Annotated in this window: 11 protein-coding genes; 9 read left to right on the forward strand and 2 right to left on the reverse strand. The window is 67.5% G+C overall.

What is annotated here, in order from left to right; genetic code table 11:
- The first annotated feature begins 37 nt into the window (after positions 1-37).
- From AC5FRZ_RS07270 to AC5FRZ_RS07300, 7 genes are all read left to right on the forward strand, one after another.
- The gene (locus AC5FRZ_RS07270) at positions 38-619 is read left to right on the forward strand and encodes an acyltransferase (RefSeq protein WP_493564256.1); all 582 of its coding nucleotides are present in this window, start codon (positions 38-40) and stop codon (positions 617-619) included.
- Positions 616-1,731, forward strand: coding sequence for a DegT/DnrJ/EryC1/StrS family aminotransferase (locus AC5FRZ_RS07275; protein WP_493564257.1), 1,116 nt, complete (start codon positions 616-618; stop codon positions 1,729-1,731). Before AC5FRZ_RS07270 ends, AC5FRZ_RS07275 begins: the two co-directional genes overlap by 4 nt.
- The gene (locus AC5FRZ_RS07280) at positions 1,724-2,707 is read left to right on the forward strand and encodes a Gfo/Idh/MocA family oxidoreductase (RefSeq protein ID WP_493564258.1); all 984 of its coding nucleotides are present in this window, start codon (positions 1,724-1,726) and stop codon (positions 2,705-2,707) included. The genes AC5FRZ_RS07275 and AC5FRZ_RS07280 overlap by 8 nt, the downstream gene beginning before the upstream one ends.
- 82 nt (positions 2,708-2,789) lie before the next feature.
- The gene (locus tag AC5FRZ_RS07285) at positions 2,790-3,719 is read left to right on the forward strand and encodes a polysaccharide deacetylase family protein (protein WP_170094048.1); all 930 of its coding nucleotides are present in this window, start codon (positions 2,790-2,792) and stop codon (positions 3,717-3,719) included.
- A 57-nt stretch (positions 3,720-3,776) separates the two neighbouring features.
- Positions 3,777-4,727: an NAD-dependent epimerase/dehydratase family protein gene (locus AC5FRZ_RS07290; protein ID WP_493564259.1), complete on the forward strand. Its 951-nt coding sequence runs from the start codon at positions 3,777-3,779 to the stop codon at positions 4,725-4,727.
- Positions 4,728-4,796: 69 nt separating this feature from the next.
- Complete coding sequence (locus AC5FRZ_RS07295; protein ID WP_493564260.1) at positions 4,797-5,780, forward strand: glycosyltransferase family 2 protein; 984 nt, start codon at positions 4,797-4,799, stop codon at positions 5,778-5,780.
- 298 nt (positions 5,781-6,078) lie between these two features.
- Positions 6,079-6,339, forward strand: a complete 261-nt coding sequence (locus AC5FRZ_RS07300) for a hypothetical protein (RefSeq protein ID WP_244257307.1) — start codon at positions 6,079-6,081, stop codon at positions 6,337-6,339.
- Between the two features lie 89 nt (positions 6,340-6,428).
- On the opposite strand, the gene glmS is transcribed toward AC5FRZ_RS07300, so the two are convergent.
- Entirely contained in the window at positions 6,429-8,225 is a 1,797-nt protein-coding gene (gene glmS, locus AC5FRZ_RS07305) for a glutamine--fructose-6-phosphate transaminase (isomerizing) (protein ID WP_493564261.1), read from the reverse strand.
- A gap of 149 nt (positions 8,226-8,374) precedes the next feature.
- Positions 8,375-8,923, reverse strand: a complete 549-nt coding sequence (locus AC5FRZ_RS07310; RefSeq protein WP_493564262.1) for an HTH domain-containing protein — start codon at positions 8,921-8,923, stop codon at positions 8,375-8,377.
- 291 nt (positions 8,924-9,214) lie between these two features.
- Between AC5FRZ_RS07310 and AC5FRZ_RS07315 the strand changes: the two genes are divergently transcribed.
- Both AC5FRZ_RS07315 and AC5FRZ_RS07320 read left to right on the forward strand, forming a co-directional pair.
- Positions 9,215-10,240, forward strand: a complete 1,026-nt coding sequence (locus tag AC5FRZ_RS07315) for a glycosyltransferase family 2 protein (RefSeq protein WP_493564263.1) — start codon at positions 9,215-9,217, stop codon at positions 10,238-10,240.
- A 28-nt stretch (positions 10,241-10,268) separates the two neighbouring features.
- Positions 10,269-11,783: an oligosaccharide flippase family protein gene (locus AC5FRZ_RS07320; protein WP_493564264.1), complete on the forward strand. Its 1,515-nt coding sequence runs from the start codon at positions 10,269-10,271 to the stop codon at positions 11,781-11,783.
- The last annotated feature ends 584 nt before the right edge of the window (positions 11,784-12,367 follow it).

Raw genomic sequence — 12,367 nt, forward strand, 5'->3', positions numbered from 1 at the left:
AGTGATCTGACGAACACTGGCCCTCAGTGTGGATACTATGACAAATGCGAGAATCGGTGACGGGAGTTACGTAGCACCGGAGGCCGTCGTGGGTCGCGACGAGGACGCGGAGACGACCGCACGACTCGGCGAGAACGCAACGATTCGGTCGGGGACCGTGATATACGCCGACGTGACGATCGGCGACGATTTCTCGACCGGGCACAACGCACTCGTCCGGGACGGCACGGTCGCGGGCGACGACGTGCTCGTCGGGACCAACACGGTCGTCGACGGCGACGTGACGATCGGCTCGCACGTCAGCCTCCAGACCGGCGTGTACGTCCCACCGGAGACGACGATCGGCGACGAGGTCTTCCTGGGCCCGCACGCGACGGTCACGAACGACAACTACCCGATCCGCTCGGCGAGCGAACTCGACGGCGTCACGATCGAGGAGCACGTCTCGGTCGGAGCCAACGCGACTCTCCTGCCCGGCGTGACGATCGGTGCGGGATCGTTCGTCGCCGCCGGAGCCGTCGTCACGGCCGACGTTCCGCCCGAGACGCTCGTCGTCGGTGCGCCCGGCCGACACGAGGAACTGCCCGCCTCGCTCCAGGGAGGGAACCGGATCGAATGAGTTCTCAGATCAACCTCGACGGGGTCTCGCTGGCCGACCCGGTCGTCGAGGACCGCGAACAGCGCCGCGTCCGGTCGGTCCTCGAAAGCGGGCACCTCGCGGCCGGCAGCGAGGTCGCGGCCTTCGAAGCGGCCTTCGCGGACTACTGTGGGACCGACCACGCCGTCGCCACCAGCAACGGAACGACCGCGCTCCACGCGGCGCTCGCGGCGCTCGACATCGGCGAGGGCGATCGCGTGCTCACCACGCCGCTCTCCTTCGTCGCGACGGCCAACGCGATCCGACTGGTCGGCGCAGAGCCGGTCTTCGCCGACGTGGACCCCGACTCGTACAACCTCGATCCCGAGGCCGCCCGCGAGCGCGTCGACACCCTCGACGGCGACGTCGACGCCATCATGCCGGTCCACCTCTACGGGCTCCCCGCCGAGATGGACCGGTTCAGAGCCCTGGCCGACGCCTGCGACGCGACGCTCGTCGAGGACGCCGCCCAGGCCCACGGAGCCACCTACCGCGGCGAGCCGGTCGGATCGCTGGGTGACGCGGGCTGTTTCTCCTTCTATCCGACCAAGAACATGACGACCGGCGAGGGCGGGATGGTCGTCACCGACGACGACGCGGTCGCTCGTCGGCTCCGCTCGTTCATCAACCACGGACGCGATCCCGAGGACGGCTCCGTCCACCGCTCGGTCGGCCACAACTTCCGGATGACCGACATCGCGGCCGCCATCGGACGGGCACAGCTGGAGCGACTGCCCGACTTCGTCGAGTCCCGACGTGCGAACGCTCGGCGACTCTCCACCGGGATCGACGCGCCCTCGATCACGACGCCGACGGAGGCGGCGTACAAGCGCCACTCGTACCACCAGTACACCGTCAGATCGACCGACCGGGACGCGCTGGCGTCCGACCTCGAACGAGTCGGGATCGACACCGGCGTCTACTACCCGACGCCGATCCACGAACAGCCCGCTTACGACGACGTGGAGTCGTCGCTCCCCGTCGCAGAGCGACTGACACGGGAGGTCCTCTCCGTGCCCGTCCACCCCTCGCTGGCGACCGAGACGGTCGAAACCATCGCGACTGCGATCAACACGGTGGTCGCAGATGAGTGAGAACGGGTGTCTCAGGACCGGCGTCGTCGGCGTAGGCAACATGGGTCGCCACCACGCCCGCGTCTACGCGCAGAACCGCGCCGTCTCGCTGGTCGGTATCGCCGACGCCGACGCGGCGACGGCCCGCGAGGTGGCCGACGACTACGACACGAACGTCATGTCGACCGACGAACTGCTCGACGCCGTCGACGCCGTCACCATCGCCGTCCCGACCCGGTACCACGACGACCTCGTCGAGCGGGCGCTGGACGCTGGCGTCCACGTCCTGGTCGAGAAGCCGTTCGTGAAGGACCTCGCCGACGGCGAGGCGCTGGTCGAACGCGCCGCCGCCGAGAACCTCGTCCTCCAGGTCGGCCACGTCGAGCGGTTCAACCCCGCCATCCGAACCCTGACGGAGGTCCTGGCCGACCACGAGGTGCTCGCGGTCGAGGCCCGGCGGCTCGGTCCGCCGGTCGACCGGGACACGACCGACACGGTCACGATGGACCTGATGGTCCACGACCTCGACGTGACTCTCTCCTTGCTCGACAGCGGCGTCAGGACCGTCGACGCGGTCGGCACCTGCAACGGGCAACACGTCACCGCACAGCTCTCTTTCGAGGACGACACGGTCGCCCAGTTCAGTGCCAGCCGGGTGACCCAGCAGAAGGTCCGGCAGCTGGCGGTGACGACCCGCGACGCGCGGATCACCGTCGACTACGCCGACCAGGACGTGCGAATCCACCGCCACTCCGTGCCGGCCTACGTCGAGAACGACGGCGACGTTCGATACCGCCACGAGAGCGTCATCGAGCAGCCGACCGTCGCCAACGGCGAGCCGCTGGTGACGGAACTGGACGCGTTCGTCGAGGCGGTCGTGACCGACAGCGAGCCGGTCGTCTCCGGCACGGACGGGCTGCGTGCCCTCGAAATCGTCGACGAGATCGACGCACAGGTGTCGACCGAACTGGACGCTACTGCCCAGCAGTCCCGCTAACCGAGTGTGAGACGACTATGATACTGTTCTGCCAGTGCGTCGGTTCCGGCCCACCGAGAGCGGCCCGCACGGAGGTGAGCGGATGGGCTCGGTCGTGATCTCCGTCGACGCGGAACTCGGCTGGGGCTTTCACGACGTGGCGAACTACTCGGAGCGACTGGCGGCCGCCCGCGTCGGCTGGAAGCGACTCGCCGGGCTCTGCTCGGAGTACGAGATCCCCGCGACGTGGGCGGTCGTCGGCCACCTGTTGCTCACCGACTGCGACGGCCGCCACGAGAACCACCCTCGCGGCCCGGAGTGGTTCCGGTGTGAACGCGACCGCTGGGCTGACCGTCCGAGCCTGCGGTACGGCCCCCACCTCGTCGCCGACGTGGCGGCGGACCCGGTCGGCCACGAGATCGGTTGCCACACGTTCTCACACGTCCTCTTCGGAGCGGACGACACGACGGCCGCGACCGCTCGCGCCGAGATCGAGGCGTGTCTCGACGCGACCAGCGCGACCGACTACTCGCTTCGCTCGTTCGTCTTTCCGCGCAACAGCGTGGGCCACCGCGACCTGCTCGCCGAGTACGACTTCGACTGCTATCGCGGTGTCGCTCCGGAGGAACGGACGCCGCTGAACAAACTCCGCGAAGCGACCGTCGGCGAACCCGAGCCACGGCTCGTCACACCCACCGTCGACGAGCACGGGCTGGTCGACATCCCCGCGTCGCTGTACCTCTTTTCGTTCGAGGGCCGACCCCGGCGACTCCTGACGACGGTGTTCGAGGACCCGATCGTCCAGTACGCTCGACGCGGGATCGACGCCGCGGCCAGTCGGGACGGCGTCTTCCACATGTGGCTGCACCCGAACAACCTCGTCGGTCGCCCGGAAATCGCACGCATGCGAGCGATCTTCGACTACCTCGACGAGCGTCGCGCCGACCTCGCGATCGAGACGATGGGCGAGGTCGCCGCCCGAGTCGGCCGCACGGATCCGCCGACGGCGGGCCACTCCCCCGACGGCGTTTAACTCAGCAAACACTATAGGGCGGGCATAACAAACCCGACACGAGTGGAGTTCCTTTCCATGTCTGAACCCAACCTCAGCGACAGATCGGTGCTGGTCACGGGCGGTGCCGGCTTCGTCGGCGGCCAGCTCGTCCAGACGCTCGCCCCGGACAACGACGTGACCGTCCTCGACGACCTCTCGACGGGCGAACGCGACCGCGTTCCCGACGACGTGACCTTCGTCCACGGCGACGTACGCGACCAGCGCAAGCTCAAACAGGAGATCGAGGCGGCAGACGTCGTCTTCCACGAGGCGGCCGTCGTCGGCGTCCCGGCCTCGCTGCGGGATCCGCCCCGGAGCAACCACGTCAACACCGGCGCGACCGTCCAGTTGCTCGATTACGCTCGCCAGTACGACACCCGGGTCGTCCTCGCCTCCAGCGCCGCGATCTACGGCGAGCCCGAGTCGGTCCCGATCGGGGAGGATCACCCCCTCGAACCGACCTCGCCGTACGGCGTCGACAAGCTCGCAGTCGATCACTACGCCCGCGTGTTCGCCCAGCAGTACGATCTCCCGGTCGTCCCGCTGCGGTACTTCAACATCTACGGACCGCGGACTGGCCCTAACCCCTACAGTGCCGTGGTCGACGTTTTCCTCGAACAAGCTCGAAACGGCGAGCCGATCACGGTCCACGGCACCGGCGAGCAGACCCGCGACTTCGTCCACGTCGACGACGTGGTCCAGGCGAACCTCCGGGCCGCGACCACCGACGAGGTCGGCGTGGCCTACAACGTCGGCACCGGCTCGTCGGTCTCGATCGCGGAACTCGCCGAGCTGATCCGGTCGGCGACGGACAGCGACTCCCCGATCACACACACCGACGAGCGGCCGGGCGACATCAGCGACAGCGAGGCGGACATCTCCCGCGCACGCGAACGACTCGGCTACGAGCCGACGGTCGATCTCCGCTCGGGCATCGACCGGCTCGTCGACGCGGCCACCCCGGCCGATCCTCCTTCCTCGTCGTAGCACATCCATAACAAACCCGTCCCCTCGGGAAGAGAGTGGTACCGATTGCTGCACGGACTTTCAGCAGACATGTTCAACGGACACTCTCTCAGCGTCGTCGTACCGGCATACAACGAGCAAGCACACGTCGGCGAAGTCATCGACACCCTCCCGGACTGTGTCGACCGGGCGTACGTCGTCGACGACTGCTCGACCGACGACACCTGGTCGGTCATCCAGTCACACGTACCCGCCCGCGAACGCTCTCGGTCGCGGGCACGCGCCGACGGCGGCGAGGCGGCACAGACGATCGTCCCGATTCGCCACGAGCAAAATCGCGGCGTCGGTGGCGCGATCAAGACCGGCTACCTCGCTGCGATCCGGGACGGCACGGACATCGTCGCCGTGATGGGTGGCGACGGGCAGATGGACCCGGACCTGCTGCCCGACATCGTCGCGCCGGTGGCCGACGGCCGAGCCGCCTACGCGAAGGGGAATCGGCTGTGTTCGTCGTCGGACCGTTCGTCGATGCCGACCTTCCGGCAGGCGGGCAACCGCATGCTCTCGGCGCTGACGCGACTCGCGTCGGGGTACTGGGGGATCGGCGACCCGCAGAACGGGTACACCGCCGCCTCCACGGCGGCGCTCGAACGCAGCGGGGTCGACGAGATGTACGAGTTCTACGGCTACTGCAACGACCTGCTGGTCAAGCTCAACGTCGCAGACTGCCGGGTCGCCGACGTGCCGATGCCCGCCGAGTACGGCGACGAGACCAGCCACATCGACCTCCGGACGTACGTGCCTCGCGTCTCCGGTATGCTGGCTCGGAACTTCTTCTGGCGGCTCCGCCGATACGCCAGCGACGTCGGCCCGGCGATCCCGGCCGGCTATCTGGGCGGGATCGCGCTTTCCGTCCCCGGCTTGGCGGGCGTCCTGTTCGCGTTGCTGGCGGGTAACAGCGGCTTACTCGCTCTCTCGTCGGTGGTCCTCCTCGTCGCGACCGTGGCTCTCGTGGCCGGCGTCGCGCTCGACCGCAGGCACAACGACGAGCTGGCTATCGTCGCCGATAACTGAGCCCTACCGTTCGGGAGCGTCGGTAACCCCTCCTTTCGGTGTCGCTTCGGAAGACGCAACCACGCCGCCACCGACTGGTAGGCAAGTCAGTCCACTTCGACGGAACGGTTTTGTCGGTATGTACGGATTACCAGGTGTTGATGGCTCCGACACCCACCTATCTGGCCCTCCGCGGCGTGGACAGTGCGTCTGCTACTGTCGGCTGTCCGTCCGTGAACGATCCCGCCACCCCGCGGTGGCGAACAGCGTCACGAAGTGATCGCCGACCGTACGAACGACGCCGATGGAGGACCAGAGGATGACGAACGAGACGGACAACACCGACGGTGACCCGCTCGCGGACGCCGCCGCGACGTTCGCGGGGACGCCCTGGGAGGGCCGTCCGGTCGATCCGGACCTGCACAGCGATCTGGGGTACGAACTGGTCGACTGGGAGGTCGTGCCCAACGCTCGCGACGACAAGCAGGTGTTCCTCCCGATCGAGGAGTCGATGCTCCGTGACGAGGCGTTCATCGTCGCCGAACCGGACGCCTGCTGTGACCTCGGCACGAAGCTGTAACCGAGCCCTCGCACGGAACGTCGTCCGTCGCTTCGCGGTGAGTGTCTCCCCCGTTCGACGCTCACCGGGACATCGCTACAGCCGTCCGTCTACTCGACGGTCACGCTCTTGGCGAGGTTCCGGGGCTTGTCGATCGGGCGGTCGAGGCCCGCGGCGACGTGGTAGGCAAGCAACTGGAGCTGCACGTTCGCGAGCACGCCCGTCAGTGCCGGATCGGTGTCGGGCACCGGCAAGTGGGCGTCCGCTCGGTCGGCCAGCGGGCTGTCGGCCGGGCCCACCGCGACGATCGGCCCGCCGCGTGATCGAATTTCCTCGGCGTTGCTGGCGACCTTCTCGGTGTTGCGCCCCGTGTCGATCGCGAACACGGGCGTCTGATCGGTCACGAGTGCGAGCGGACCGTGTTTGAGTTCGCCGGCGGCGAAGCCCTCGGCGTGTTCGTAGGTGATCTCTTTGAGCTTGAGCGCCCCCTCCAGTGCGACCGGGTGGCCGGTCCCGCGACCGACGAAGAAGTACGCGTCGCTGTCTCGAAACTGCCGAGCCACGGACCGAACGTCGTCCGACTCGACGACCGTGCGGACGGCATCGGGCAGGGCCGCGAGCGCGCGTCGGAAGGGGCGGCCCCGCTCGGTCCCCTCGCGAGCGGCCAGTTGCTCGGCCAGCAACGCCAGCGTCGCGACCTGCGAGGAGAAGGTCTTGGTGGCCGCGACGCCGATCTCGGGACCGGCCCGGATGAACAGCGCGTCGTCGCACTCTCTGGCGGCCGTGGAACCGACCGTGTTCGTGACCGCAAGCGTGGGCTGGTCCTGTGAGTGTGCCTCCCGCAGCGCCGCCAGGGTGTCGGCCGTCTCCCCGCTCTGGGTCACGCCGACGACGGTCGTTCCCGGCCGCGCCGGTGGCGGTGCCGTGACGTACTCGCTGGCCAGGTGTGCGCTCGCGGGGACGCCACGCTCGGTCAGCAGCCGCGCCCCGTACAGCGACGCGTGGTAGGAGGTTCCACAGGCGACGAAGGCCACGCGTTCGACGCCGTCGAGAGTGTCGTCCGCGAGGTCGTCGAGCGCGACGCCGTCGCCGAGTCGCCCCTGGAGGGTCTGCTCTAGAGCCCGTGGCTGCTCGTGGATCTCCTTGTGCATGTAGTGGTCGTAGCGCCCCTTCTCGGCGTCCTCGGCGGTCCACTCGACGGTACGGACAGGTCGATCGCGGACGCGACCGTCCGCGCCGGTCACCTCGTAGTGGTTCGGTCCGACCGCGACGATGTCGCCGTCGTCGAGGTAGACCACGCTGTCGGTGCGTTCGATGAACGCGGGCACGTCGCTGGCGAGGTAGTTCGCGTCCTCGCCCAGACCCAGAACCAGCGGCGAGCCGTTCCGGGCGGCGTAGACCCGATCGCTGTCGGCGACGACCATCGCGATCGCGTAGCTCCCGTCGATGTCGCCCAGCGTCGCCCGGAGCGCGTCGACCGGCGCTGCGCCCGCGGCCAGGTACTCCTCGACGAGGTGTGGCACCACTTCGGTGTCTGTCTCGCTCTCGAGGACGTGGCCACTCGCCCGGAGCTGATCGCGCAACGACGCGTAGTTCTCGACGATCCCGTTGTGGACGACGGCGACGCTGTCCGTGCAGTCGGTGTGTGGGTGGGCGTTCTCGTCGCTCGGTTCGCCGTGGGTGCTCCAGCGGGTGTGGCCGATCCCGACCGTCCCGCCGGGGCGGTCACGACGGACACGCCGGGCCAGCTCGGCGACCTCGCCGGAGCGCTTGACGACCTCCAGGGACGCACCGTCCGGCACGGCGATCCCGGCGGAGTCGTACCCCCGATATTCGAGGTTGTCCAGTCCCGAGAGCAGCGTCGAGACTGCCTCGTCACATCCCACGCAGGCGGTGATCCCACACATCAGCGGCCATCCTCCGTGGCGAGACGTGGGCGTCGCTGTCGGTCGACTGCGCGTCCGAAGGGCGGTCTTGACATACACACCCGCTACCCCGCTCGCCACCTTTGTTATGCGACGGCTGTCAGTTGCCTCCGACGGACCCGCCGGGCTGCTCAGAGACTGCCCGCAGTCTTCACTTCCCCCCGCTCCGTGGCGGCGAGGGGATCGCTCGCGAGTTCGGCCAATCCAGTCAGATACGAGTGGACCGTCATGTCGACTTCCTCGAACTGGCTCGGGACGACCCCCGCGAGTTCGCCGTCGACGTACGTCGCCAGACAGATCCGTGGGAGCGTGATGCAGTCGAACGTCTCGTCGGTGACGAACGATTCACAGTGCGTCTGTTCGAAGGGGAGTTCGACCTCGGGATAGCCGTCTGCCCAGTGTTCGAACTCCTCGATCTTGTTGTGCAGGTACCGCCCGACCGGCGACTGGGAACAGCGTTCCCCCGTGTAGAGACGATCGCCCCACACCTGGACGGTGAACCGATCGATCCTCTCTCGCTCCTCCAGTCCGTCGAGGCGTTCGAGAACGGCCGACTGCGCCGTCTGGGAGGGCGTCGGTGCCCCCAGCGACCGCACGAACACGTCGATGCGAACGTCGTCGCTCGCTTCGACGCGCTCGCTGTGATTCGACCACCACTCACTGTACGGTGTCTCTGACATCGTGTTCTTCTTGTTGGGTCGTACCGGCCGACATAAACGGGTTCGACCGTTCACAGAACTGGTTCGAGATAACCCGCCACTGTCGCCGATATGGCGGGATTTCTCCGAGCGGGAGTCCCGGCGCTTCTGCCCGAATGCGAGTCGCGTACCATCCTCTTGCGGCGGACCGTCCCGGCCTTACCGGGTGAACGACCGTTCATCGGGCCGGTATCGAGACGAGAGCGTTCGGTAGCCCGGCCATAACAATGGACGGGCCAGCGGTCCGTCGGGACAAGGAATGGTGATCGGTGTATGAGTTGCCGAGGGCAGGCCGCGAGCGGGTACAGCAGCGACACAGCGTCCGTTTCGGCCCTCTCCGTGGTCGTCGTGACCTACAACGAGGCCGATCGTATCGAGGCGTGTCTCGAAGCGATCTTCGAGGCGTGTCGCCAGTTCGAACGGACCGAAGTCGTCCTCGTCGATTCGCGCTCGACCGACGAGACCGTCGCACTGGCCGCCGACTATCCGGTCCGCGTCTATCGTCTCCCCGCGTCTGTGGATCGGACGCCCGGTGCCGGTCGATACGTCGGGACACGGGTCACGTCGGCCGACGCCGTGCTGTTCGTCGACGGCGACATGATCGTCGAGCCCTCGTGGGTCGCGGCCGCCGCAGTGCGGCTCCGGTCCGAGCCCGCGGTCGCCGGGGTCGACGGCTGTCTCAACGACGCCTCCGGACGGACCGAACGCCGCGTCGACACGCTGCGTGGCGTCGTACTGTACGACCGGTCGATCCTGGCGTCGGTCGGCGGCTTCGACCCGCACCTGCAGGCCCTCGAAGACGTGGAGCTCGGCTTCCGTCTCAGGAACGCGGGGTACCACCTGGTGCGGCTCCCGATCGTCGCCGCAACCCACCCCTTCGGCGACGGGCTGCCAGAGCTGCGTCGCCGGTGGCGCAGCGGCTACTACTTCGGCCGCGGACAGGTCCTGCGCAAGTGGTCTCGATCCCCGCGGATGGTTGCGCGCGTGTGTCACTACTCTCGACTCTACGCGGCGATGGCCGGCTGGACGGCGCTCGGAATCCTCGCCACCGGTTCGCTGGGTCCGGCTGGACTCCTGTCGTGGTGCTGTCTGACGGCGGCGCTGATCGGCGTCTGTCTCCGACTCAAGGGACGGACCTGGGTCGAAAACAAGTCGATATCGCTCGCTCCCGTCTGGGCGGGCGCACTCGTCGGCTTCCTCGGCCCGCACCCGCCGCCGTCTGCCTATCCGGTCGGACAGGTCGAGCTGGTCGCGACGCCGACCGAGCGGACTACCAGAGCTGTCGGAGGGATTCGATGACCGACGCGGCCACGCTGGGGGGAGGTTCGTGGATCGGTCGCTAACCGAGGCGTTCAGCGCACTGTTCAGTGCCAAGCTGGCGACTTCGGTGATCAGTATCGTCTCCTTACCGATCGTCGTCCGGGAACTGGGGACGACCGGGTACGGAGACTACGCCTTCCTCATCTCCTCGTTCAGCCTCTACATGATCCTCGTCAGCTCCGGTGTCACGGAAGGCGTCCAGAAGTTCGTCGCCGAAGAGCGCCCGGACGACCGCTGGCACGAACACGTCGTCGGCTTCTACCTCCGACTGACCCTCGGACTCGGGGCGGTCGGTGCCGTCGTCGTCGGCGCGGCCAGCGCGAGCGGGTTGCCGGATCGCCTGCTCGGTGCTCCGTTCTCCTACTACTTCGCGTTGCTGGCGGTGCTGGTCGTCGCTGCACAGCTCCGGGCGTTCACGCGCCGGACGCTGATGGGGCTCGGTCTGGAGCGCTACTCCGAGCCCCTGCGGGTCGCGACGAAGCTCACCTGGGTCGGACTCGGACTCGGGCTGGCCGCCCTCGGGTTCGGCGTCGATGCGTTCCTCATCTCGAACATCGCCGGTGCGACGCTGCTCGCCGTCGTCGGTCTCGCGGTGATCGCCCGCCGACTGTCGGTGTCTGCCATCCTCCGTGGGCCCCCGGACGACTTCCCCACCAGAGAACTACTCTCGTTCAACGGGCTCAACATCGTCCTCGTGCTCCTCTTGCTGTCGCTGTTCCACGTCGACGTGGTGATGATGCGGCTCCTGACCGACGGCGGACAGACGGGACAGTACAGGGCCGCCCTGGCGATCGCAGAGTACGTCTGGTTCGTTCCGCTCTCTCTCCAGACGCTGCTCTTGCACTCCAGTTCCCGACTGTGGGCCGAGCGTCAGTTCGAGCGTCTCACCGACATCGCTTCCCGAATCACGCGCTACGTCTGGCTGCTCGTGTCGCTGATGGCGATCGGTCTGTTCGTCCTGGCCGACGCGGCGATTCCGCTGTACTTCGGTCCCGAGTTCACCGACACCGTCGGGCCGCTGCTCGTCCTGTTGCCCGGGACGATCGGCTTCGCGCTGGCCCGCCCGCTGTACGCCATCAACCAGGGGAGCGGTCGCCTCCGAATCCCGATCGTCGCCACGGGTGGGGCTGCCGGCATCAACGTCGTCCTCAACGCGGCGCTGATTCCGGCCTACGGGATGATCGGCGCTGCGGCCGCCACCAGCGTCGGCTACGGTTCGATGTTCGCCTTCCACGTCGCCTGTGCGCGGTATCTGGGGTATCGACCGCTGGACGATCTCCGGCTCCCGTCGCTGGTCGGGACCGTGGTCGTCGCCGCACCCGTCATCTACGCCGTCGACGCCGTTCTCGTCGGCGACTACCTCTCTCTCGCGGTGGTCCCGGTCGTCGGTGCAGTCGTCTACACGATCGTCGCCGTGGCGTTCGGTGCGGTGACCGTCGACGAACTCCGGTCGGTCACCGGTGCGTTGCCCGCACCGGTCGGTCCTCGGCTCCGGGGGCTCTTGCCGGGATCGGACCGGTGAGGTGTCGCGTCACTTGGCAAATTAATTCCCGAATTTCAAGTGAAGAAATGTAAACTGGTGGCCCATACCATCAACAGGGTGTGACGTTCGACCGGCCGCCGCGACGTATCCGACCTCCAGTTTCGTCTGGAAATATATCGAACACAACAGCCGCCATCATCAATACTTTTCTGGTGTCGTGTCGCCGATCGAGAGGGCTGGTGCCGTGCGCTACGTGATCGTCTTGCAGGTGACGATGCGACCGCCGACGCCGGTACCCCTGCTCTGTGCCTGTCTCGCGGCCGCACGTGAAATCGAACTGTTCGGTCGTGGGGTCGTCTCGCTCCGGACACGCCCGCGCAATCTCGACGTGTACCGGAGGTCAGTCCGACGTCGCACGATCCGGGCCACGGATTCGAGCATATCAGCGAGAGACGACTACTCAATTTCGATACTGCATCTCAAACTGGTGGTTCGTTTCTCGTTCCGAGCAAGTGTACGCAGCCGTATACGTTCTCGGTGAGCTTGTGCTTCCGGCCAGTCGTCGCCGTGCGTCCTCCCGAACGTATCACTCTCAGTACACCGTTTCCGACCCGCGATTTCCC

Source organism: Halomicrobium sp. HArcht1-1, assembly GCF_058933285.1.